This is a genomic window from Arthrobacter sp. G119Y2, assembly GCF_038069765.1.
Lineage (GTDB): Bacteria > Actinomycetota > Actinomycetes > Actinomycetales > Micrococcaceae > Arthrobacter_B.
Genome location: NZ_JBBPFS010000001.1, coordinates 426,783 through 449,532, shown reverse-complemented (window position 1 = coordinate 449,532; position 22,750 = coordinate 426,783). Strand labels below are relative to the sequence as shown.

General features: G+C 63.0%; 24 protein-coding genes and 1 pseudogene. 15 read left to right on the top strand and 10 right to left on the bottom strand.

The window, feature by feature from the left end; genetic code table 11:
• Positions 1 to 5: 5 nt before the first annotated feature.
• Positions 6 to 410: a DUF2975 domain-containing protein gene (locus WKB88_RS02170; RefSeq protein ID WP_341393200.1), complete on the top strand. Its 405-nt coding sequence runs from the start codon at positions 6 to 8 to the stop codon at positions 408 to 410.
• Between the two features lie 153 nt (positions 411 to 563).
• Here the strand turns inward: WKB88_RS02170 and WKB88_RS02165 are convergent, their stop codons facing one another.
• On the bottom strand, positions 564 to 1,559 hold the full coding sequence (locus WKB88_RS02165; RefSeq protein ID WP_341392898.1) for a hypothetical protein: 996 nt from the start codon (positions 1,557 to 1,559) through the stop codon (positions 564 to 566).
• Positions 1,560 to 1,828: 269 nt separating this feature from the next.
• On the opposite strand from WKB88_RS02165, the gene WKB88_RS02160 reads away from it, so the two are divergent.
• Genes WKB88_RS02160 through WKB88_RS02150 form a run of 3 tightly spaced genes read left to right on the top strand, consistent with a single transcriptional unit; the run spans position 1,829 to position 3,867 of the window.
• The gene (locus tag WKB88_RS02160; RefSeq protein ID WP_341392897.1) at positions 1,829 to 2,530 is read left to right on the top strand and encodes an MSMEG_4193 family putative phosphomutase; all 702 of its coding nucleotides are present in this window, start codon (positions 1,829 to 1,831) and stop codon (positions 2,528 to 2,530) included.
• Between the two features lie 15 nt (positions 2,531 to 2,545).
• Entirely contained in the window at positions 2,546 to 3,100 is a 555-nt protein-coding gene (locus WKB88_RS02155) for a DUF3090 domain-containing protein (protein WP_341392896.1), read from the top strand.
• Positions 3,100 to 3,867 carry an SCO1664 family protein gene (locus WKB88_RS02150; protein ID WP_341392895.1) on the top strand — a complete coding sequence of 256 codons (768 nt, stop codon included), beginning with the start codon at positions 3,100 to 3,102 and terminating at the stop codon, positions 3,865 to 3,867. Before WKB88_RS02155 ends, WKB88_RS02150 begins: the two co-directional genes overlap by 1 nt.
• Before the next feature lie 73 nt (positions 3,868 to 3,940).
• Here WKB88_RS02150 and WKB88_RS18200 read toward each other — a convergent pair whose 3' ends face one another.
• On the bottom strand, positions 3,941 to 4,300 hold the full coding sequence (locus WKB88_RS18200) for a GrpB family protein (protein ID WP_445818859.1): 360 nt from the start codon (positions 4,298 to 4,300) through the stop codon (positions 3,941 to 3,943).
• A gap of 1,185 nt (positions 4,301 to 5,485) precedes the next feature.
• Between WKB88_RS18200 and WKB88_RS02145 the strand changes: the two genes are divergently transcribed.
• Entirely contained in the window at positions 5,486 to 6,985 is a 1,500-nt protein-coding gene (locus WKB88_RS02145) for an ATP-dependent nuclease (RefSeq protein ID WP_341392894.1), read from the top strand.
• Between the two features lie 661 nt (positions 6,986 to 7,646).
• Here the strand turns inward: WKB88_RS02145 and poxB are convergent.
• Entirely contained in the window at positions 7,647 to 9,365 is a 1,719-nt protein-coding gene (poxB, locus tag WKB88_RS02140; RefSeq protein ID WP_341392893.1) for a ubiquinone-dependent pyruvate dehydrogenase, read from the bottom strand.
• Positions 9,366 to 9,578: 213 nt separating this feature from the next.
• On the opposite strand from poxB, the gene WKB88_RS02135 reads away from it, so the two are divergent.
• Positions 9,579 to 10,370, top strand: a complete 792-nt coding sequence (locus tag WKB88_RS02135; protein ID WP_341392892.1) for a hypothetical protein — start codon at positions 9,579 to 9,581, stop codon at positions 10,368 to 10,370.
• Between the two features lie 8 nt (positions 10,371 to 10,378).
• On the opposite strand, the gene WKB88_RS02130 is transcribed toward WKB88_RS02135, so the two are convergent.
• Positions 10,379 to 11,329 (bottom strand): hypothetical protein, encoded by a 951-nt coding sequence (locus WKB88_RS02130; RefSeq protein WP_341392891.1) that lies wholly within the window; start codon positions 11,327 to 11,329, stop codon positions 10,379 to 10,381.
• Between the two features lie 666 nt (positions 11,330 to 11,995).
• Here WKB88_RS02130 and WKB88_RS02125 point away from each other — a divergent pair.
• On the top strand, positions 11,996 to 12,517 hold the full coding sequence (locus WKB88_RS02125) for a DUF3375 family protein (RefSeq protein WP_341393199.1): 522 nt from the start codon (positions 11,996 to 11,998) through the stop codon (positions 12,515 to 12,517).
• Between the two features lie 67 nt (positions 12,518 to 12,584).
• On the opposite strand, the gene WKB88_RS02120 is transcribed toward WKB88_RS02125, so the two are convergent.
• Genes WKB88_RS02120 through WKB88_RS02110 form a run of 3 tightly spaced genes read right to left on the bottom strand, consistent with a single transcriptional unit; the run spans position 12,585 to position 14,018 of the window.
• Positions 12,585 to 12,998: a VOC family protein gene (locus tag WKB88_RS02120; protein ID WP_341392890.1), complete on the bottom strand. Its 414-nt coding sequence runs from the start codon at positions 12,996 to 12,998 to the stop codon at positions 12,585 to 12,587.
• Complete coding sequence (locus WKB88_RS02115; RefSeq protein ID WP_341392889.1) at positions 12,995 to 13,864, bottom strand: LysM peptidoglycan-binding domain-containing protein; 870 nt, start codon at positions 13,862 to 13,864, stop codon at positions 12,995 to 12,997. The genes WKB88_RS02120 and WKB88_RS02115 overlap by 4 nt, the downstream gene beginning before the upstream one ends.
• 19 nt (positions 13,865 to 13,883) lie before the next feature.
• Positions 13,884 to 14,018 (bottom strand): hypothetical protein, encoded by a 135-nt coding sequence (locus WKB88_RS02110; RefSeq protein ID WP_341392888.1) that lies wholly within the window; start codon positions 14,016 to 14,018, stop codon positions 13,884 to 13,886.
• Positions 14,019 to 14,278: 260 nt separating this feature from the next.
• Between WKB88_RS02110 and WKB88_RS02105 the strand changes: the two are divergent.
• Positions 14,279 to 14,464: pseudogene (locus WKB88_RS02105) on the top strand (dihydrofolate reductase); the annotation flags it as partial.
• A gap of 94 nt (positions 14,465 to 14,558) precedes the next feature.
• Positions 14,559 to 15,275 carry an NADPH-dependent F420 reductase gene (locus tag WKB88_RS02100; RefSeq protein ID WP_341392887.1) on the top strand — a complete coding sequence of 239 codons (717 nt, stop codon included), beginning with the start codon at positions 14,559 to 14,561 and terminating at the stop codon, positions 15,273 to 15,275.
• A gap of 7 nt (positions 15,276 to 15,282) precedes the next feature.
• Here WKB88_RS02100 and WKB88_RS02095 read toward each other — a convergent pair whose 3' ends face one another.
• On the bottom strand, positions 15,283 to 16,059 hold the full coding sequence (locus WKB88_RS02095) for a carboxymuconolactone decarboxylase family protein (RefSeq protein ID WP_341392885.1): 777 nt from the start codon (positions 16,057 to 16,059) through the stop codon (positions 15,283 to 15,285).
• A gap of 201 nt (positions 16,060 to 16,260) precedes the next feature.
• On the opposite strand from WKB88_RS02095, the gene WKB88_RS02090 reads away from it, so the two are divergent.
• Positions 16,261 to 17,115: an aldo/keto reductase gene (locus WKB88_RS02090; RefSeq protein ID WP_341392884.1), complete on the top strand. Its 855-nt coding sequence runs from the start codon at positions 16,261 to 16,263 to the stop codon at positions 17,113 to 17,115.
• A gap of 60 nt (positions 17,116 to 17,175) precedes the next feature.
• Here the strand turns inward: WKB88_RS02090 and WKB88_RS02085 are convergent, their stop codons facing one another.
• Positions 17,176 to 17,556: a hypothetical protein gene (locus WKB88_RS02085; RefSeq protein ID WP_341392883.1), complete on the bottom strand. Its 381-nt coding sequence runs from the start codon at positions 17,554 to 17,556 to the stop codon at positions 17,176 to 17,178.
• Positions 17,557 to 17,727: 171 nt separating this feature from the next.
• On the opposite strand from WKB88_RS02085, the gene WKB88_RS02080 reads away from it, so the two are divergent.
• Positions 17,728 to 18,807 (top strand): alkene reductase, encoded by a 1,080-nt coding sequence (locus WKB88_RS02080; protein WP_341392882.1) that lies wholly within the window; start codon positions 17,728 to 17,730, stop codon positions 18,805 to 18,807.
• Between the two features lie 55 nt (positions 18,808 to 18,862).
• On the opposite strand, the gene WKB88_RS02075 is transcribed toward WKB88_RS02080, so the two are convergent.
• Positions 18,863 to 19,807, bottom strand: coding sequence for a hypothetical protein (locus WKB88_RS02075; protein WP_341392881.1), 945 nt, complete (start codon positions 19,805 to 19,807; stop codon positions 18,863 to 18,865).
• 306 nt (positions 19,808 to 20,113) lie between these two features.
• On the opposite strand from WKB88_RS02075, the gene WKB88_RS02070 reads away from it, so the two are divergent.
• The 4 genes from WKB88_RS02070 (at position 20,114) to WKB88_RS02055 (ending at position 22,735) form a co-directional block, all read left to right on the top strand.
• Positions 20,114 to 20,818 carry an NADPH-dependent F420 reductase gene (locus WKB88_RS02070; protein ID WP_341392880.1) on the top strand — a complete coding sequence of 235 codons (705 nt, stop codon included), beginning with the start codon at positions 20,114 to 20,116 and terminating at the stop codon, positions 20,816 to 20,818.
• 191 nt (positions 20,819 to 21,009) lie between these two features.
• On the top strand, positions 21,010 to 21,528 hold the full coding sequence (locus tag WKB88_RS02065; RefSeq protein ID WP_341392879.1) for a DUF1269 domain-containing protein: 519 nt from the start codon (positions 21,010 to 21,012) through the stop codon (positions 21,526 to 21,528).
• Between the two features lie 170 nt (positions 21,529 to 21,698).
• Positions 21,699 to 22,229, top strand: a complete 531-nt coding sequence (locus tag WKB88_RS02060; RefSeq protein ID WP_341392878.1) for a hypothetical protein — start codon at positions 21,699 to 21,701, stop codon at positions 22,227 to 22,229.
• A gap of 50 nt (positions 22,230 to 22,279) precedes the next feature.
• Positions 22,280 to 22,735 (top strand): SRPBCC family protein, encoded by a 456-nt coding sequence (locus WKB88_RS02055; RefSeq protein ID WP_341392877.1) that lies wholly within the window; start codon positions 22,280 to 22,282, stop codon positions 22,733 to 22,735.
• Positions 22,736 to 22,750: the final 15 nt, after the last annotated feature.

Here is a 22,750-nt window from a genome sequence, read left to right as displayed (position 1 = left end):
ACACACTGCCATGTGCACTGCTCCGTGCGATACAACCTCTTGCGCCTCGGGGTTGGCTGTGCGACCGTCGGCCAACGATTCTTTCCATCGCCTTTGTCGAAGCGGCACTGCTCTGCATCTGGCGGTTGTTTTCGATTGCCCGGCGCGGCACCTTCCTGACGACCCTGACGGTGCGCTGGGTGAATGCCCTGATCCTCTCGCTGGCTGGCGGCACGGGGATGCTCGCCGCCATCTCCGCCGTTCTGAGCAGCGGCCCGCAGACGGGCGGCGGCGGCCCGGCAGTCGGCCTCGGCCTGATGGCGGGCATGTCCCTGGGAGTAGCACTGGTACTTGGGGTGACGGCGTGGCGACACCGGGTACTGCAGGTCGTCCGCGAGACCGCAAAGCAGCAGCGGAGCATCCAACCTTAACGCGCGTCCTATTCACGAAACTGCGTCGTGATTTCTGTGCAGCGAAGCGTGTCGTTCGGTCAAAGAAATAGCCAGAAACAATCCAACGGCTTCTGGCTATTTCTTGAAGGCGACGGAGATTCGCCGGATATGACTACTTTAGCTTCTCCCCCGTCATTTCCTACCCCGCTTTGACGGCTGTGACCAGCGTCCCTCACCGCAGTACTGCGCTTCAATATCCTTATTCCAAGCACTCGCGTAAAGGCCGAGGGCCCCCTGTTCCCGGAACGAAAATCCCAGCCGGTTGAGCGCTAGCTGGCTAGCCCCCATAGCCAGCTGCTGCGCACTGCGGCTGATGCGTTGCTTGTCTGCCCGGTACAAATACTCATCGATGGCCCGCGCCCAGCGCTTGCGCCAGATGTCCACTGCCGGCTCTGAGGCCAGGGCGGCCATCACCCTGTGTGCGGGCACAATCCGGGGTGCAATCCGGGCCCTCATTGCCCTGCGCGCCTGCGCCGCGTGCGGGCCAAAAGAAACTGTGCAGGCGTGCAGGTGCGCGTTCCAGAAGTAGTCCCAGCTGGTGGTTCTGCGGTCGGGCCAAACCGCGGACCGGGGCCCCCGCATCATGGCGTGGCCGGTGTCGGAGAGAAGCAGGGCGGCCAGCATCGAGCGCGTGTTGAGGCTGGGAAAGCGGTTGACTGCCCACAAGGCGAGGTCCGAGGACACCTCGCAATTGTCAGCCACCAGTTCCAAGCCCTTTGGCCCACCGAACCGTGCAAGCGTCGCTTCCACCATCTCAGGTACCGGTTCGCCCGGCGGCGGCGGATAAAGGATGTCCGGCGACTGGGAGATCTTCACGGTGCCCAGCGCGGCTGCACTTTCGTCGGCCAGAGCATGCGCAAACTGCCACTGGCGCTTCACAACATCCTCGGTCGCACGCAGATGCAGGAGCACGGCCGGATGATCAGATTCCAGGCTGCGGGAAAAACGAAATCGTCCCCCTTCCCCGACCCGCATTTGAGACGACAGCGGGGCTACAACAAGCCGGACTATCTCGTCACCCACATCCTTACGCTCCGGCTCTACGGTCAGGACGGACCACAGGGATGTGCCGGGGTGCTGCTGCACAGGACGGGTAGCTGCTCCTCGATGAACAGTGTTGGATTGCATTACGCGACTCTTTTCGTCCCCAAAAAATAATTGTCTTGACATCGGTACGGTTACTGCCTACACGGTGTGCCCCCGAAATGCGAATACTGATATGGACTCCGGAATTCACTGCCCATTTATGTCAAGAGCTCTTTTCCCGCATACAGATAGCGGGTAAGGGTTTTTGTGAACTGGCAGCCCACAGATGAGTCGGAATTCTCGAGCACAGCCCCGCAGCAGTCACGTCCAACGTGGCGGGGCGGGCCGGAGGGGATGGTTAGGCTGGGGGGATGGCAACAGTAATCCTCGTGCGGCACGGCCGCACCACAGCGAACGCCTCCGGACTGCTGGCAGGCCGGACCCCCGGCGTCGAACTCGACCAGGTGGGCCGGGACCAGGCGGCCGCGACCGGTGACCGGCTCGCCGTCGTGCCCGTGGTCGGAGTGGTGTCCAGTCCCCTCGAGCGCTGCCGGCAGACCGCGCAGTTCATCCTGGACCGCCAGGCCGGCGCCCCGCATGCGCCGGTCGACGACGATCTGACCGAGTGCGATTACGGCTCCTGGCAGGGCCGCACGCTCGGGGAACTCGCGAAGGAGAAGCTGTGGGCGACGGTTCAGTCGCAGCCCTCCGCCGTCACCTTTCCCGGCGGCGAATCCATGGCCGCAATGCAGGCCCGGTCGGTGGCGGCCATCCGGCGCCACGACGCAGCCTTCGAAGCCGAGCACGGGCCGGGTGCCGTGTGGGTGGCGGTGAGCCACGGCGACATCATCAAGTCAGTCCTCGCCGACGCGCTCGGCATGCACCTCGATATGTTCCAGCGCCTCAACGTCGGCCCGGCCTCCGTGTCGATCGTGCACTACGGCACGGGCCGGCCCACCGTCCTGTCCACCAACACCGAGGCCGGGGATCTGTCCTGGCTGGCGGCCGCCCCGACGCCGGACGACGCACCGGTCGGCGGTGGCGCAGGGCACACGGCGCCACCGGCGCAATGAGTCTAAAGTAGACCTATGCCTACTACCGTTCACGAGTTCGACTGGCCTGACCGCGTTATCGTCGGAACTGTCGGCGTCCCCGGCCAGCGTACGTTCTATCTGCAGGTGCGCACCGGGAAGCAGATCGTCAGCATTGCGCTGGAGAAGCAGCAGTCGGCCCAGCTCGCCGAGAAGATCGACGAGATCCTAGACCAGCTCAGCACCATTGATGGAAATCCGTTCAGCGTTCCCACAAGCACACCCCTTGAACTCGTCGACAACAACGACCTCGACCCGGTTGAGGAGCAGTTCCGCGCCGGTGTGATGAGCCTGGGCTGGGACCCCGCCACGGCGCAGATCGTCATCGAGGCCTACCCCCTGGAGGAAGTGGATCCGGACGACGATGGATTCCTCGAGGACGACGACGATGCCGACGCGTCCGAGGTGCTGCGGGTACGGATGCCGGTGGGCACCGCCCGGGCCTTCGCGAAGCGCACGCGGGAGATCGTGGGCGCCGGGCGTCCGATCTGCGTGATCTGCGGCCAGCCGATCGACGCCGACGGACACACCTGCACCTTCCCCGAGGCCTGATGCCGGCGCCCGACCTGGTGACCGCCGAGCTCACGCTCACCGGCCGCATCACGACGGCGTCCAACGCCACCTTCCTAGGCAGCATTGGCGACGCCGCCGTCGTCTACAAACCGATAGCCGGCGAGCAGCCGCTGTGGGACTTTCCCGACGGCTGCCTGGCGCACCGCGAGGTGGCCGCCTACCGGGTGTCGCAGGCTCTGGGCTGGAACATTGTGCCGCGCACCTGGCTGCGGGACGGCCCGTTCGGCGAAGGAATGGTCCAGCTCTGGCAGGAGACGGACCCTGAGCAGGACGCGGTGGACCTGGTGGCCGCGGACGATGTGCCGGACGCCGGCTGGAAAGAGGTCCTGCAGGGCCGGGACGACGACGGACGGATCGTCGCTCTCATTCACGAGGACACCCCGGCACTGCGGCGGATGGCGGTGTTCGACGTCGTCGTCAACAATGCCGACCGCAAGGGCGACCACATCCTCGCGATGGCTGACGGGCACCGGTACGGCGTGGACCACGGGTTGACCTTCCACAGTGAGCACAAGCTGCGGACCGTGCTGTGGGGCTGGATCGGCGAGGAGCTGAGCGCCGAGGAGCTCGAGGGCATCGACCGGATTCTCACGGGACTGGAGGGCGAGCTGGGCTCGCAGCTCGCGAAGCTACTCACTGCCGAAGAGATTGCGTCCCTTGCCGCGCGCTGCGTCCGGCTGCGTTCGGCGGGGCGGTTTCCGGCTCCCAGCGGTCAGATGCCGGCGGCGCCCTGGCCGCTGTTCTAGGAAATTGCGCGAGCGGCACGTGCCCGAGTCTTGATCGCCAGGATGACGTCGGTTTTCGCGTCGGCATAGTCATTCATGTCGTCCCACTGCCGGCCGAGCAAGGCTCTCTTGGTGCGCCACACTGGTACAGGTGCACGTGCACCTCACGTGCGGTGTGCGCACGAGCCGGTGTCCCGGTTCGCGTACCCGCAGCTCGTATCCGGGCGGTGACGAGCGGATCGAGGTAGTCCTCTTCGGCAGTGATGTCCTCTACGACAACCACAATGTCGATGATCGGCTTAGCCGCCAGGCCAGGTACCGACGTCGAACCGATGTGCTCGATCTCGACGCGTAGTGGCGCGAGAGCGGCCTCGATCCGGCGGCGGTGCGTCTGATAAACGTCCGGCCACCGGTCGTCGTAGCTGTGACGGGCGGGATCGGTCCGGCGATGCATCAGGGTGGCGGCAGTGCGACGGCTCATCATTCACACGGCGGTCGCACTGACGCGGTTTAGCGGGCCGTCGATGACGCTTGGGTGCGGGTTGCGCCGCGCCAGGTAGTGAGTGCGGTGGCGACGACGGCGTTGAACACGTGATACGCGCATTGCAGAGAGATGGCTCCCTTACTATTGCCCGAATGCAAAGCGGACCTAGCCCAGACATTGACGAAGTTGAGCGGCAGTTAGCGGAACAGGCGCGTCTTCAATTTCCGCCGCCTTACGCGGGAATGTCCTCAAATCCGGAGGGCTTTGAGTTCCACTGGCACCAGATGCAGTATGCGTTCAACCTCCCTGACCCCAGTGCCTTCCCACCCCTAACTGCGTCGCTTAGTGAGGACGACTCTGCTGCGGTGGAGCGGTACATCCGGACTTGCAGGGAAATCAGTTCATACAGTCTCTAGAATCACAGCGGCGGCATTAGCTTCTCTTGGAGCCAGGACGAGGGCGAACGCGTAGAGATCGACAATACACCGATGGAGGCGCTACGCGGGTTCTCAGTCCTCTTCCGCCAGATACACGATGACAAGAATGCCAGCTTTAGAGTCGTCAGCATGATCGGGAAGGCCGCTGCACAAGCCAGCGATTCATCCAAAGCACTTCGTCAGGATTACATTCGGCAGTGGCGAGCAGTCCGTCGTGCGCTCATGCAGGAAACTCTGAAATGACATAGCGAGCAAAAAGATACAGCAGGCTTTGGGAGCTTCTGGCGAGACGCTCGATTTTGGCAGACAACATACCCCATTGGAGTTGCTGTCTCTCTTCAACTATGGCGAATACATCCATTGGGGCGATAAGCGCCAAGCCACGCTTCCATAATCAGTGACCCAATAGGCCATGCATTACGGAGTTTCAGTTCCACATGGTGATGATCGGACTCTCACACTTCTATCTTGGGTACTCAGTGATGTTGGAACATGCTTTTCCCGATCTCCCAAAAGCGTAGTTGAGCACGCTGACCCCACACTAGTTAAGGTTATCGCGGGCGGCCGGCTTGGGACCTCTGCGGAGCCTGCCGGCAATTGACCGCAAAACGAGGATCGAGATTCTGCATTCGCTAAAGCTCGAGCGTGTCCCTGCCACATGGCGACCCTGATGACGACATAATCTAATGAACTCATCAGATACGACCTTAGGAACTTCATGGCCCGCTTGGCGAAAACGCTTCCAAAACTCACATCCGATTGGGCTACTGAACGGAACAGCAACAAGGGCTGGCCGAAGTTTCTTGAATCCGTCAGCGTGAGCGGCATTAGGGGCTGGTCAGGACAAACGATCGAATTTCGGTTCCCAGTTGTGGCCATCGCAGGCGAGAACGGTGCAGGTAAGAGCACTATCCTGAAGGGGGCAGCGGCTTCTTATTCTGCAGACCCATCTGCGGCCGCGACGCTGGCGCAAACCTTCTCTCCCGACGATTTCTTCCCGACTACCCCTTGGGAGGTCGTTAGCGACGCCAAGCTCACATACCAGGTGAGGCAAGGTTCGAACACTGAAATCTATTCTGTCGGCAAGGTCACGAGCAGGTGGCGCGGCATGCCGAAGCGTCCTAAACGTCCGGTCTTTTTCTTGGACATCTCCCGAACCCAGCCAATCGACACACTGATCGGGTACGGCCGACTTGCGATGGCAAAAATGGCCAATCAAAACTCCTCGGCCTCAATTGACGAAGAATACCTCGGCGTACTTTCGAGGGTACTGGACCGGACATACGACAGCGGCGAGATCGTTCAGAACAGCAACAAACAGGTGGGAGTGCTCAGCAGGGACGGACGTCAGTACTCCAACTTCCACCAAGGCGCAGGCGAAGACGCTACTGCCGATCTCGTCGCATTGCTTCAGAACGCTCCCCGCCACTCACTGGTCATCATCGACGAAGTCGAGGCCTCGCTCCATCCCCGCGCACAGCGCCGACTGATGACCGAGTTGATCGATCTGGCACGAAAGAACCGTCTCCAGATCATTGTCTCCACTCATTCCCAGTATGTCCTCGAACAGTTGCCCCCTGAAGCAAGGCTGGTTCTAACGACTGATGAGCAGGGCGTCAAAGAGGTCATCTACGGCGCTACCACGGAACTGGCGCTGGCCCTTATGGATGACGAAGCACACCCTGAACTGATCGTCTACTGCGAAGACGATGAGGCGGCGTACCTGATCCACCGCTTCCTTGCTTTCACTGACGTGGATTCTCTCAATCGACTCATGGTTATAACCGCGGGCCCCGCCAGCTCGGTGAAGACACTCGGCTTGATGGCAGAGCAGGGACGTCTTCCAGGTCTGGTCGTCGGCGTCCTCGACGGGGATCAGGCTGCCAGCCCGGGCTGCGTCCTGCTCCCTGGCGGGAATCCCCCGGAGAAGGCCGTATACAGAGGACTGACCACAGACGGCTGGCGAATCGTAGCTGAGCGACTAGGGGTAAGACAAGGTGACCTACTGGACGGCTGGGAGCACGCCCAGCGGATTCCAGAAAAACATCATGTTTGGACGGAACGGATAGCGGAAAAACTGCCTGCCCACATCCGTAAATCGCGCATCTGGGAATCCGCTTGTGACGTTTGGATCGAGGATATGTTGGACGAACAAGTTCGAAAGACCTTCGTGGAGGAACTCCTTGCGTCACTCCCGGCAGTCAGCCGAAAGGAATAACCCGAGCAATGTGTTTATTGCTTGACATCGGCTGATCCCTACCGGCTTTCGCATTTGCGCGGCGACGGTCTCATGTCCCAGGGACTCATACAGGTCACGGGCCACGGTGTTGCAGCCGAACACGTTGAGGCCCAGCAATATTTGGGCGGAATCCCTTTGGCAGACTCCGTTCTTCCCCGAGTTTCTCCCATCGGCAATACTGTGCACGATCGGACTGGTTTACTACTTTATCGTTGACCTTCTTACGCCACCCTCGAATGGCCTTGCAATGACCGCCACAGAGGAAGCAGACGCAGTACGAATAATGGTTCATGAGGCTGGAAAGTTGCCCGAAGGTGTGCAGGTAGATCCCATCAACGGGATTTCCGGTATGCCCCTGGGCCCGGGCTGTTTCACGGCTACCGTTTTTGAGGGCGCACCGTGAAGATGCGGGTTGCTTATCACGTCGGAGAGGACCTTCCACGGTCGGGTGCCGAGAGGGTCCCAGATTCCTAGTCCTCGACTTCTACGAAGTGGTAGCCGGAGGAACCGCTTTGGGAGCCGGCGAAGGTCATGGGCCGCTGTTCACAGTGGGCATGAGTTGCCCAGAGTATTCCGATGCCCTGCGTTCCCCGTGCGACGAAAGACCACATCAGCTCAAACAGGTCCTACGCTCCGCCCGTCAGAGCAGCTGGCGCGCGTTGGCCTTTGCGAGATCGATGAGCTCGCGGCCGTTGCCGGCGAGCACCGTGCGCAGCGCGTAGACCGCGAAACCCGTGGCCTGCTTCGCGTCGATCTTCGGCGGGATGGAGAGCTCCTGCCGCTCCACCGCGACGGAGACAAGCGCCGGGCCGTCGTATGCGAACGCACGGCGCAGGGCATCCTCGAGGTCCTCCGGGCGGCTCACGCTCTCGCCGTGCATCCCCACCGCCTGCGCCACCGCTCCGAAGTCCGGGTTCTCGAGCCCGGTGCCGAAATTGACGAGGCCTGCCGCCTTCATCTCCACCTCCACGAAGCTCAGCGCCGCGTTGTCGAACACCACGATCTTGATCGGCAGCTTGTGCTGTACCGCCGTCAGCAGCTCGCCGAGCATCATCGCGAGGCCGCCGTCACCGGCCAGGACCACCACCTGCCGGTTCCGGTCCACAGCCTGGGCGCCCAGGCCGAGCGGGGTGGCCGCCGCCATGGTGCCGTGCCAGAAGGAGCCGATCAGGCGCCGCCGCGCGCCGATGTGCAGGTGCCGGCACGCCCAGATGACCGGGGTGCCGACGTCGGGCAGGAAGACCGCGTCGTCCTCCGCGAGCTCGTCGATCAGGTGGGTGAGGTGCTGCGGATGGATGGTCCCCGGGCCCTGCTTCTCCAGGTCGTCGAGCTGCCGCCGGGTGCGGCGGTAGTGGTCCAGCGACTTCTCCAGGTGGGTGCGGTTCGACTTGCGCTCGAGCAGCGGCACCAGCGCCGACGCCGTCTCGCGCACCCCGCCGACCAGGCCCTGGGTGAGCGGCACGCGGCGGCCGAGCTGCTCGCCCCGGATATCGACCTGCAGGATCTTCGCGTGCTTCGGGTAGAACTGCTGGTACGGGAAGTCGGTGCCGAGCATCAGCAGCGCGTCGCAGTCCTCCATCGCCCGGTAACCGGACGCGAAGCCCAGGAGCCCGGTCATGCCGACATCGAACGCGTTGTCGTACTCGATGAATTCCTTGCCGCGGAGGGCATGCACAATCGGCGCACCCAGCGCGTCGGCCAGGGCGAGGACCTCGTCGCGTGCCCCCTCAACGCCGGCGCCCGCCAGGATCGTCACGTTCCCGCAGGAGTTCAGCGTGGCGGCTGCCTCCTGCAGCTCCGACGGCGAGGGCACAGTGACGGGGTCAGTACGGCGGACCGTGAAAACGCGCTCGTCCACGGCATCCTCCAGCGCGGCGTCGCCCGCCATCACGAGGACGGCGACGCCCCGCTTTTCGATGGCAGTCCGCATGGCGATCTCCAGCAGCCGCGGCATCTGCTCAGGGCTCAGCACCATCTCGCAGAAGACAGTGCAGTCACGGAACAACTCCGTGGGCCGGGTCTCCTGGAAGTACTGGCTGCCGATCTCGTCGGTTGGTATGTGTGAGGCGATCGCGAGCACGGGAACCCGGCTTCGGTGCGCGTCGTAGAGCCCGTTGATGAGGTGCATGTTGCCGGGGCCGCAGCTGCCCGCGCACACCGCGAGCTCGCCCGTCAGCGCCGCCTCCCCGGCGGCGGCGAACGCGGCCTCCTCCTCGTGCCGGGTGAGCATCCATTCCATGCCCTTCTCCTGGCGGATGGCCTCGGTCACCGCGTTCAGGGAGTCGCCGGGAACACCCCAGATCCGCTGGATCCCGTTGGCGGCGAGGTTGTGGACGACGGTCTCGGCGATCGTGGCCATGCTGCTCCTCAGGTCGGCGCGCTCAGATGGCCGTCAGTCTAGGCGGCTGGATCGGGTAGTGCCAGAGGTGTGGCGGTGGCGTCCCGACCGGTTGCGCTCGCCGGACATTTTCCGGCTCCGAGCGATGGGACACCGGCGTTTCCCGGGCCACTGTTGGGACTGCCTCGGCTTTTGTTGCCTCGGGGTGTCGGACGTAACCGGTATCGTTTCCCTGTGAGCACCAACCGATCATCGAAGCCTGGCAGCGAGAACGTCATCAAGTTCAATGTCCCATTCGACAGCAGCCGTGTCTTAGACTCTCCTGGCTACAAAAACATGGTGGCAAGCATCAACGCTGCTACTAAGTTCTCGGAGCAGCATGCTGCTCTGATTGCAGCAACGGAGAAGCAACTAGAGCCTGCTCGGCAAATGGTGACGATAGCAGCAGCAGTCAACGCCGATCCGATGCTCAAAGCCTTTGATAGCACGTTCAAGCTGGTTGAGAATCAAAAACGGCTGCTGGTTGATCTGGATGGCATACAGTCTGCAATGAAGGCTCTGTCGCCCGAGTCCATTGGACTGCCGCCCGGTTGGGACGACCTGCTGTCCGCAGTCAGCAAGAGCACCTTCGACGACCGATTCTTTAGCGATCTTCTGGCTCACGCCACGGAGCTCGAAAATGAGGTTGAGGCTGCTCACGTAGAGCAGACGGTACAAGAGTTCTTCGAAAATCAGCCCGAACTGGCAGACAGCATCGACCATCTGCCGATCGTTCAAGCCACCGTCAATCAAGAAGACCGCGAGAAGATCGTCACCTTTATTCGAGTGCTCATCTTCACCAGCGCATTTTGCCTCATCCTCGGGGTCACACCCATAAACCCCTGGATTCCTGCCATTCTTTCGGCTGCAGGCCTTGGAGCACTGGATGCATACAAAAAGTCAGATGCCCCCGTGCGTCGACTGGTGGATAAGATTGCTGACGACCCAGATGGTGGAGAGATCAAGGATCCTCTCTGGGAGGAGTAACCTAGCCCTTAGCCCAGACCCTCTATAGCAGACTGCGCCATTGAACTAACGACCTCCACGGCGCTCTCAGCAGTTCCAACGGCCACTACATCAAGTACCTTATAAAGCAGTGCCTTGAGCTTTCCTGGGGAAGGCTCCGGAGAAGCAGTCTCTTGCTCCAGCTCCACAATTACGACGTCGGCCTCTTCTTGGCGCTCTGCTGGTAACCCAAGGGCCGGCTTGATGTCCCGCAGGAATGAGCCGACCTTGCGAGCCTGACCAATTTGCTCGGCAGTCAGGGTGTTGCTTTGCACCGCGTCAGGACTGTTGACGGCAAAGTTCATCGAGTGAGAGTCACGGATATTAAAGTTGTTGTTCACAATCATTCCTTCGGGCTTTGCAGCTGAGCCGGCCGATTCCGCCAGTTCGACGAGGTGAATGCCCCTGGCCGTGACTCGGGGTGACATGACTTTGCCGTTTATCGGCATCCAGGCCTGAATGTAGCCCCTGTCTTTCAACCACTTGGCCGTACGCGTGATCTCTTCGTCGCTATAAGCAAGGCCCAGGAAGCTGCCCCCGGGCTCGGCCGTGAAGGAGGCCAAATCCTTCGGGTCCTCCCCGGCCAGGTACTGATCGTACAGCCAGTTGAGGAGTGCAGTCTTTAGAGCGCTTGACCGCTGGCGGGGATTGCTGCGCCTCTTCTGGTACTCCAAGGCAACGTCGATTCCCTCTTGCTTGATCAGGATCTCATCCACGCCACCAGGGCTTGCTTCGAAGTAAATCCATCCAAAGCCCATCAGCGCATTGAGGTCGCTGCGGAGAGCGGAAACGTCAATCCCCCACTGATGTCCCTCGTTGTAGAGGCCTGCTGTGGGTACCTGCCGACGGTTCCAGGCTTTAGACAAGCGGTAGACTTCGCCGAGGAGATGCAGCTGCCGGAGCTTGGATGGAGACTTCATTGCGGCTTCCAGATCGACCATGTAGTCGGCGATACCTAACGTTGAGTGGGACGTTTGCTTTGATCTAAAGCCTACCGGTGGGGACTGACGGTCATAGGCCCTCTAGGCTGAGGCTTCCCTGTCACTTTCCAGAAGAAAAGCAACGACCCCTGCTGGGACAGAACGGCTCCTGCTGATCGATCACGTATCAGCAAGTTTTCTTGCTCGTAGACGTTGCCATTGTCCGCATGTCTACGTCAGGCCGTGAGGGATAAGTGGCGATCTAATGTGCAGCAAGGGTTGGGTGGATTTAGCCACCTAACTCTCGAAGTCATAGCCCGCCCACGCAACTACATAGATGTCACCCGAGAGGCCATCGCTATATGGCGACTCGTACTCGAGAACGTCACAGTCGAAGATATCGACCGCGCGATCATCTCCTGCACCGCTTGAAAAGCCGAAGTGCCAGGATTTCCAGCTCGTACACGAACTCATCGGTTTGGATCTCGTCCAGGGTAACTACTTCATGAAGGATGGTTTCAGCGCCGTTGCAATTCCAGCCCTGTTTTACCCCTTCGTTCCGGTCGAAAAGCGCAGCATGTCCGTCACGGAAAAGACCGTAGCCCGCTAGCCGGAACTGCAGCGGTTTCCACTCCCCGGACGCTTCCTGAACCAGTTCAAGATCGACGGGCAGAGCCTGCGCGAAGACTGGACCGGCAAGCCCGTCCCCGCGCCGACGGGCGCTTCGTCTACCAACTCACCGAACCCACCGTCCGGTTCGTCTCCTACTTGGACGGTTTCGCCGGCGACACGACCAGCCTGAACTCCTCCCGGCTGAACACCCTGCCGTCCAGCGTGGACACCCTCGCCCACGAATCCAACCCCGACCCGGCTGCCCGCATCGCCGTCCTTAAGGAAGAGATCGCCCGGCAAGGAAGAGATCGCCCGGCGCGAGGACATGATCCCGCCCTGGAAACCGGAGAGGCTCCCCCGCCGCTGCCGGGAGACAGCGCCGTCGAAGCCGCCTGCGACATCCTAGACCTGGCCGCCGGCCTCCCGGCCGACCTCAAACGCATGCGCGACGGCTTGGAAAAGATGCTGCACAACCTCCGCCAGGAAATGGTGGAATCCAACGCTGCCAAGGGACCATGGTCGAAATCCTCGAAGCGGACAAAAAGCTGCGCAGCACCGCCGAAGGCCGGACCTACGAAGGCTTCACCGCGTTCCTGAACGACGCCGACCAGCAGGCCCACCTCCGCAACGCTGTACCTGCAACGATCGGAAGGGTGGGACCGGATCAAGCCACGAAAATGCAGAACGGATGGCCGGACGGATCGGCGTACACGTACAACGGCTCATCCGGGTCGTCCGTTCGGTCAAAGAGCAGTTCCGCGCCCAGTTCCAGTGCCCTGGAATGCTGGTGCTCCAGGGCTTCCCGGTCCGGAACGGTGAGGTCAAGGTGCATCTGCATCGGCACATCGGGCGACGGCCAAGTTGTCCGCTCCAGACGCTCCACCAACTGGAAAGCCAGCTTGGCACGGCCCCGCGCATCGGTGAGGACCAGCCAGTCGACGTGGTCCGGCTCCCCCGAGGCCGCAGGTTCATCCCCCGGCCGGTACTGGAGCCCGAGAAGCCCGCGGTAAAACTCCGCCAGTCCCCGGACATCCGTGGTGTCCAGGACGGTGTGCAGCAGTTCGGGGAATTCGGTCATGAGTCGAGGCCTGGCATGTTGATCGGCTGGTCCAGCGAAACGCTGATGGTCTGCCCGGCGGCCAGCTCGCCGCTGGGAACGTGGGTGTATTGGTACCAGACGCCGCCCCCGCCGGAGGTGGGGCCGTTGGCGTCGGAGAGCATGGTGACGCCGAACCGGGCAGCAACCTGAACTTCGGTGTCTCCGGCAACGGTCGTGTATGTCAGCGGGATTCCGTTGGCGTCGGCAGTGTACGTGCCACGGGCACCTTCAACGGGCAGGTCCGCCGCGGTCATCCGCAGTTTAGTTCCGGCGGGAATTGGTTCCGTTTCGACGAGCGAGGGGTTGTACTGCAGGATTTCCGCTGTTCCGACGCGGAACTGGTAGCCCAGGCTGTCGAAGGAGTCGCCGTCGACCGTGGTGTAGAAAACCGTTGTACCCCATGAGTTCTCCACTGCCTGCCCGGTGCCGGACCTGCTGTCTACCGGATTTTTCTGCAGCTGGATGGTGCGCCCTTCACGAACGAAGTAAACGTTGCCCTGTTCCTGCACGAACGGCACCTTGTTGGCCTCCGCCAGCTGATCCGCCGTGACGTTGAACCGGTAGGTAATGCCGGCCAGTGTGTCGTCGTGCTCGATGGTGTAACTCGTCGGGATGCCGGCCGTGTCAACTACGGCCGCACCAGAGGCGCCTATCCCCGGCCCCTCCGGCATCAGCCGGAGCTTGGTGCCGGGAGCGAGGACCGCACCGGGCTGCAGTCCGTTGAAGCCGGCGAGCTTGGCCTCGGAAAACCCGTAAGCCTCGGCCACCAGGGCCAGGGCGTCGTCCGCAACGGTGATGTAGTAGTCCGCGTTGCCGAACGAGTCGATGATCGTCTCCCCGCTCACTGACGGTTTTGCCGTGGGGCTAGGTGGCGACGTTGGCGCCGTCGAAGCCGTTGGCGTCACCGCGGTCGGCGTCGTCGTTGCAAGCAACGGGGCTGACGAGGGCAGGGCTTCGGAAGTGCAGCCGGCCAGCGCGGTTGAGAGCAGAACGAGGCACGCGGCCGCAGGCCACCGGCCGGCCCGGCGAGTTGTTGAAGCACCAACGATTCTCAGCACGAGCATCCCCCATTTGGCCCGGTGATACCGGGAGCAGTCTCCGTCAAGTCTGAGCAGAGCATAGCCCAGCTTGTCCCGGCGAGCGGTTCGGGATCCGTCGCACTTCTGCTGATGACCGTGGCCTGTCGGCCCGCGAAACTCTAGTCTGTGGGCACCACTAAGCAGAGGAGCACCCACGGGCAAGGTAGTTCTGTACGGCTCGATGTCGGCGGCCACGTGATTGCCGTTGGCCTGGTCGATGAGGTGTGCATGGACGTCGCACCCGTCGTGTTCGGCTCCGGCAAGGGCTTCTTCGGGTCGGCCCACGCACAGCATCTGCTGGAGGACCCCGACGTGGTGCTGCGGGGCAACCGGGTGCTTCACCTGCGCTATCCCGTGCGGCACTGACCGATCCGGGCCGATCCGAGTGCGTCCTGAGGAATTTCCCCACACCGGGAATTGCTTGCACCCACACAGCGAAAACCACCGAAAGGGATACGTTATGCCGACACTGGGAATCATCGGGAGCGGAAACATCGGCTCAGCCGTCGCGCGGCTCGCGGTCGCAGCAGACTTGAACGTGGTCATTGCGAACTCGAGGGGGCCCGAGACGCTGCAGGACCTCGTCGCCGAGCTCGGCCCCCTGGCCCGGGCAGGGACGGTGGAAGAGGCAGCCCAACAGGGCGACGCCGTCGTACTCTCAATTCCGCTGAAGGCGGTGAAGGACCTGCCGGACGGGCTGCTGCGCGGCAAGGTGGTGCTGGACACGAGCAACTACTATCCCTCCCGGGACGGAAGCATTGACGAACTCATCAGCAACACCGTGACGACCAGTGAAATGGTGCAGGACCAGCTTCCCGGAGCGCGCCTCGTCAAGGCTTTCAACAACATCATCGCCGCGCACATCCCGCTGCTCGCCCGCCCCGCCGGCGCCGGCGACCGCTCCGCGCTGCCCATCGCCGCCGACGACGAGCAGGCCAAGGCCGAGGCGGCAGCCGTCATTGACCGGCTGGGCTTTGACACGGTCGACGCCGGTCCCCTCGCCGAGAGCTGGCGGTTTGAGCCTGATACTGCTGCGTACGGACGGATCTACTTTGAGGATCCGGCGGTTTCCGAAGAGCAAATGATGGACGCCAAACCCGGTCCGACACCGGCCGCGCAGATTCAGTCCGCGCTGGACGAGGCCACCCGGGTCAACATCGCCGAGCGCCGGTTCTGACCTCGGGCTAGAGGTCTTTGACGACACGGACGGCGGCGGCAGCACGGGGAAATCCCACGTAGGGAAAGCACTGGACCAGCGCGGCAATGATGACCGTCTTCGAATGGCCGAGCTGCAGGCAGGCCCGGCCGTGCGGACCGAGCTGGGCCGCCGTGTCACCGATCGAAGCAAAAGCGCAGAGCGCGAGCAGTTCCCGCTGTGCGGGGGACAGCCCGCCGCGGGTGTAGAAATCTCCGAAGTAGAACTCGGTCAGGAACCGCGGCAGTGCCTCATCAAACGGCTCCGGCAGATCAGCCAGGCCGTCCCTGATCTCCGTACCGTACAGCGGGAGCTGTTCGGCCAGCCCGCGCTGGTAACGCTCGGCGCTGTCGACGGTGCCTTCCTCCGGCAGCGGCAGCGTGAGTCCGCGGTCCCGGAACACCGTGTTGATCGTACTGACGGCGTTGAGGGTGCGCGGAAAGCCGATGATCGGTGCCAGCTGGTACACGGCTTCACGGATCTGCACCGGCGGAACGCCTACGCGCAGCGCCGCTGCTGCATGGGCACCCAACTGCGGCAGGGTCTGCAGGCAGGCAAGGACAGTGACGGTAATCAGCTCCCGGGTTTGGTCATCCAGCACACCGGTACCGAAGACGTCTCCGAAGATAAACCCCCGCAATATTTCCATGAGCTCGGGGTCATCCTCATGGGCGTTCCGGTCACGCGCGCCGAACAGCCTCTCAAATGTGGCCTCCGCCTGCTCCCGGCGTGACCGGGCGCCGTGGCCCGGATCCTGTGCATTCATGATGAGCTCCTTTGACCAACGCTCCAACCGGTACTGCTCTCCCATGCAAGCACGCGGCGCCTGTGTATGCCATCATTCCGACGACGCCGGCGGGATCTTCCCGCACGCCGTTCCGGTATCCCGCCCACCGTTCCGGTATCCGGCAGACTGCGGGACCATGGCGGAAGGAGAACATTCCGCCATTCCCAAGGAGCCGGACCAATGATCCTGAATGAGACCCATACCCTCGCCAATGGACACGCCATTCCCAAGCTGGGCCTGGGCACCTGGTTCATCGAGGACGGGGCCGCCGCCCGGGCCGTCCCGGCGGCGGTGGAAATCGGCTACCGCAATATCGATACTGCGCAGGCGTACGGCAACGAGCACGGTGTCGGGAAAGGTGTGCGCAGCTGCGGCGTGCCGCGCGAGGAGTTGTTCATCTCCAGCAAGGTGGCCGCCGAGATCAAGGACCACCGGAAGGCCGCAGCCGCGATCGACGCCTCGCTGACGGAGCTGGGCCTGGAGTATCTCGACCTCATGCTGATCCACAGCCCGCAGCCCTGGGATGACTGGCGCGGGGGTTCCTACGCCGAGGGAAACCGAGAGGTCTGGCGGGCACTCGAAGAAGCCCACCGGGAGGGCAAAATCCGCTCGATCGGTGTTTCCAACTTTCAGCGGCAGGATCTGGAGAACATCCTCTCTGCCTGCACCGTCGCCCCGCAGGTCAACCAAATACTCCTCCACATCGGCAGCACCCCGGATGACCTCCTGCTCTACTGCGAGGAACATCATCTGCTCGTCGAGGCCTACTCCCCCATTGCCCACGGCGAGATCCTCAGGAACACGGAAGTCGCCGCCGTGGCGGAGCGTTATTCGGTGACTGTTCCTCAACTGTGTATCCGGTATGCGCTGCAGCTGGGCACCGTGCCGCTGCCCAAGACAACAAACCCGGAGCATATGAGGAGCAACGCACAGGTGGACTTCGTGATCTCGGACTCCGACCTGGAATTCCTCCGGAGCCTGAAGATCACCGACTACGGCACCTTCAGCCGGTTCCCGGTGTTCAGCGGCAAGTAACAGACCACTCCGGCGCCGGCGTAGCGCAGGCCGGCGGTGACCTTGCAGCGAGAGGTGCTGTTACTCGGTGGGGGCTCTGTCAGTCCATATGCCGAAGGACACCCCGCATGAATCTTGGAAGGTTGCGAACCAGCGGTCATCGCCGCCGAGGTCAGTTCGGTTTCGTTCGACGTGGCCGCCGAGCTCTCGTACTCGCGAGAGGAAGCCTTCGAGGTCATCAGTTTCGAAATAGATCCGGGTGCCGGCGGTAGGCGTTGTTCCTTCGGTTGCGCGCTGAAGACCGCCAATTCCCGACTCGCCGCTCCTGATGATCCAGTAGCTCGCGTCGAGCTCTGAACCTTCGAACGCGGGGGCGAACGTCCAACCTTGGAGATCGCCATGGAACGACATGAACTTCTCGGGGGCTTCGGTCTCAACTTCCCACCAGACGATTTTCACCATGGGGGCAGGCTAGCGGACGGACAGCGGTCCTAGTACCGAGGTCTACGGCAGCGACTGTGACATCGGACGCGTCGCGGAATACCATGGGCCCTCCTCCGGGTTGTCCCTGGGTATACGAACTCCGCCCGGGGCAACTTCGGCCCTGCGGCACGCGACAAAAGGAACTCCTGAGTGAAACTCTTTACCCCGCTGACCGTCGGCACCATGGAACTGCCCAACCGCCTCGTCATGGCGCCGATGTCCCGCGTGCGCGCCGACCGCAACGGCGTCCCCACCGACATCATGGTCGAGCACTACCGCCAGCGCGCCTCCCTGGGCCTGATCATCAGTGACGGCATCTACCCCTCCTTCACCGGCCAGGGCAACGCCCTGATGCCCGGCCTGGTCACCGAAGAACACGTAACCGGCTGGAAGCGCGTGACCGACGCCGTGCACGGAGCCGGCGGCCGGATCGTCGCCCAGCTGATGCACTCCGGACGCGTAGCCCACGAGAACATCAACGGCGGCCGCCAGCCGGTGGCCCCCAGCGCCATCGCCCTTGAAGGCATGGCCCACACCTACGACGGCAAGCAGGCCTACCCGGTCCCATATGCCCTCACCGAAGCCGAACTTCCCGGCATCGTGCAGGACTTCGTCTCCGCCGCCCGCAACGCCATGAAGGCAGGGTTCGACGGCGTGGAGCTGCACGGTGCCAACGGTTACCTGCTGCAGGAATTCCTCTCCCCCGTCTCCAACACGCGCACCGACTCCTACGGCGGATCGCCTCAGAACCGGGCCCGCCTGGTCATCGAGGCCTTCCGTGCCGTGGCTGAAGCCATCGGCGCCGAGCACACCGGCATCCGCATCTCCCCGGAGCACAACATCCAGGGCGTCCTGGAAACCGACCGCGAAGACGTGACCGCCACCTACACCGCACTGGTGGACGGCATCGCGGACCTGAAGCCGGCCTACCTGAGCATCCTGCACAAGGACCCGGCCGACAATATGGTCCAGGCCCTGCGCCGCCGCTTCGGCGGCCCCGTGCTGCTGAACACCGGCTTCGGCACCGTCACCACCCGCGACGACGCCATCATGCTGCTCGAGGAGGACCTGGCCGAGGCCGTCGTCGTCGGCCGCCCCGTCATCGCCAACCCTGACCTGGCACGCCGCTGGCAGGAGGACCACCCCCTGAACGAGATTGACCAGAGCACCGTCTACACCGACGGCGCCGCCGGCTACACGGACTACCCGGAGCTGGCTCCGGTTTCCTAACCGAAACAAACGACGACGGCAGGCCTTCCGCTGAGAGCGGGAGGCCTGCCGTCGTTTAGCGCTTTGACGGCCGCGACGAGCGTTCCTCACCGCGATACTGCGCTTCTATCTCCTTACTCCAAGCAGACGCGTAGAGGCCAAGGGCCGCCTGCTCCCGGAACGCGAAGCCCAGCCCGTTGAGCGCCAGCTGGCCAGCGCCCATAGCCAGCTGCTGCGCACTGCGGCTGACGCGTTGTTTGTCCGCCCGGTACAAATACTCATCGATGGCCCGTGCCCAGCGCTTCCGCCAGATATCCACTGCCGGCTCAGCGGCCACGGCGGCCATCATCCTGTGTGCGGGCGCGATCCGGGGCGCAATTCGGGTCCTCATTGCCCTGCGAGCTTGCGCAGCGTGCGGGCCAAAAGAAACCGTGCAGGCGTGCAGATGCGCATTCCAGAAGTAGTCCCAGCTGGTGGTTCTGCGGTCGGGCCAAACAGCGGACCGGGGACCCCGCATCATGGCGTGGCCGGTGTCGAAGAGGAGCAGGGCGCCCAGCATCGAGCGCGTGTTGAGGTTGGGGAAGCGGTTGACCGCCCACAAAGCCAGATCCAGGGAGATCTCGCCAACCTCAGCTACCAGTTCCAAGCCTTTCGTCCCACCAAACCGTGCCAGTGCCGCTTCCACCACCTCAGGTACCGGTTCGCCCGGCGGCGGCGGATAAACGAGCCCCGGCGAGTGGGAGATCTTCACGGCACCCAGCGTGGCAATATTCTGTTCCGCCAGTGCGTGGGCAAACTTCCACAGACGCTTGGCGACATCGTCGGTGGCAAGCAAATGCAGGAGCACGGCGTGATGGTCGGATTCCAGGCTGCGCGACAGCCGAAAACAGTTCCCTTCTCCGACCCGCAGCCGGGAAGACAGAGGGGCAATAATGTGGCGGAGAATCTCGTCGCCGACATCCTTGCGCTCAGGCTCGATCGTGAGGATGGACCACAGGGTTGTGCTGGTGTGCTGCTGCACAGGACGGATACGGGTAGCTGCTCCTCGATGAATAGTCTTTGGTTGCATCGTGTTCGGTTGCAGTACGTGGCTCATTTACGCCCCCAAGGCCTAGTAAGAATGCTTACTAAATACTGTGGCCCCAAACCGCAGTTTTCCAGACCACTTTCCGAAAGCCGTCACCGATTTCCGTCAGGGCTTCCTTTCCCGGGCACAAATAGCGACCATGGAGTTTTGCCCGGATTGGACCCTCCGCTGACAGGAGGACCCGACTTCCTCCCGGCCGTACCGGGGAATGACGGAGGCGGAGGGCGTGTTGCACCAACCATGACCACGCATTCCCCCAGCCTGCAGGCCTCCCCCGATCAGACCGCCCCTTCCGCACCGGAGACACTGCACGTCGCCGTGGTGGGCGCGGGACGGGTGGGCACCGCCGTCGCCCGCTCCCTGCTCGACGCCGGCTACCGGGTTTCGCTCTCCGCCTCCGGTGATCCCGCCCTGCTGGCGCTGATGGCCGAAATTGTCACTCCCGGTGCCGAGCCGAAATGGACCGGGGACGCCGTGTCGGATGCGGATCTGGTGATCCTGGCACTGCCCCTGCACCGGCTCCACACCGTTGATCCCGCCCTGCTACACGGACGCATTGTGGTGGACGCAATGAACTACTGGCCGCCGGTGGACGGGACGATTCCCGCCTTCGCAGCGGAAACCCGGGGCTCCTCGGTGGTGGTGCAGGAGATGTTCCCCGGCGCCGTCGTCGTCAAAACCTTCAACCACACCGGGTACCACAGCCTGGAACCCGACCGCCGTCCGGCCGGACACCCGGAACGGCTTGGCCTGGCGGTGGCCGGTGACAATTCCGAGGCGGTCGCACTTGTCTCGGCCATGGTGGACCGGATCGGTTATGACCCGGTCCCGGTCACTTCCCTGGCCGTCACGACCTTCATGCAGCCCGGCGGACCTGCCTTCGGGTCACGGCTGACGGCCGCACAGCTGGAGGATCTGGCAGGCGTTCCGGCGTCGGCTGCTTAAGCGGAATTCCTTCGGTGCTGGTGAGCAGGGAATGAGGATACCGGAAGTATTTCCGCTCGTCCGCAGACCGGGGAATCTTGGCACTGGATCGTCCAAAGCACCGACTGGTGCCCTCCAGCGGGAATACAGTTTTTTGTGTTCGATGATCGGCGGACTGCTGCCAGCGGCCGCACCCAACTGGAGGGCTCAACATGACGGATCACAACTACACCTTGTTCGTGGCGTCGTACAGCGACGCTGTCTCGGCTACAGAGGATTTCAAGACGATTAAGAGCCTGGAGGATGAGGGGGTAGTGGCCGCTGTTGTCCTGTCTCGGGATGACTCAGGCCGGGTCGACGTCAAGGAGCACGGGGGCAGGCTGGTAGGCGGCGGCACCACAGCCGGGGCCATCGCCGGGCTCGTGGTTGGATTGTTCGCCCCGCCTCTCCTGCTGTCCGGGGTGATCGGTGCAGCCATTGGCGCCGGTGCCGGTGCCATCGCGAAGCGCCACGAGGAAAAGAAGATCGGTGTGGAAGCGGACGAATGGCTGCCGACGGGCTCCTCGGCGCTCGTTGCCGTTGTCGAGGACCACTACCTGGACCGTGTCGACAAGGCGGTCAGCAAGGCCGCCAAGAAGGTCGACAAAGCCATCGACAAGGGCGATTACGACGCGGTCGTAAAGGCCATCAACGAAGGTGACGAAAAGATCGTCGAAGCCGTCGCGTCCTAACCGGCCTGCCGGTCTAAACGGCTGCGCTGTCCGGCTCACCGCTCCGGCGGTGGGCCGGACCGCTTTCGCTTCCGGCCGCTAGCCTCTACTTATGGAGGACGCAGAACCGAGCAGCAAAGCGGGCATAAAACGGGCGGAAGCGGTTGGCCTTGGCCTGATGACCGCCGGCGGTGTGGCGTGCCTATGAAATCCTGATTGCGCCGTCGCAGGATGCGGATGGCAAACGGGTGCTGCTGCACTTTTTCGGCCTCTCCAAGGATCAAATTTGCGGGTGGATCATCCTGCTGAGCTTTCTGGGCGGAACCGTGGGCCTGGCGCTGCTGGCGTACGGGTTGATCGGACGGATCAGGAAATCCCGGCTCCGGCAGACCGTCGGCTGGATCACCTATGCCGGAGCCGCCCTGGCATCTCCCCTGGTGGTTCTGGTCAGCATACTCATTTTCCTGATTGCGGCGGGGATCGAAGACCAGACCCGGTTCGAAGCTGCCACCGGACAGTCTGTGGTAGTCACCCAGGATGCGTTCGACGGTGACGTGGTCGATATCTACACCGAGCATGGGGGCTTTCACTACGTTTGGAACCGGTCGGCCGACGAGCTCGCCGGCTTCCCCCGCGTCAAGGACAGGAACTGTGAACTTGCTGCAGCGGACAAGGTGCTGCTGCTGAGCTGCGGAGCAGAAACCGTCACGGTGGTCCCCTAACGTCAGGCCCGCCTGCCCCGTCCTGACCGGCACGGTGCCATACTCTGTCCATGACCGTTTACTTCGAGTGCACAACGCTGACGAGCCTGTCCGTACCGGAGCTGTTTGACCGTGCCCGAAGCATTGACGCTCACAAGGACTCGATGGCGCGGTCGCGCGAAGAAGCCGTTGGCGGCGTGACGTCGGGGCTCATTTCCCTGGGCGAGGAAGTTGCCTGGCGGGCCTGGCACTTCGGCGTTCCGCTGCGGATGACGAGCCGGATCACCGAGATGGAGCCGCCGGCCCGTTTTGTCGACGAGCAGGTCAAAGGCCCCTTCCGGCGGTTCCGTCATGTCCACGAGTTCAGCCAGGGTCCGGCGGGAACAACGATGGTTGACCGGATCGAGTTTGAAGCGCCGTTTGGCGTCGTCGGGCGGGCAGTCGAGAAACTGGTGCTTGGCCGGTATCTGAAGAACCTCATAGAGTCGCGGAATCAGTACCTGATTATTGAGCTCACCCGCCGCTAGAGAGCTCACCCGCGG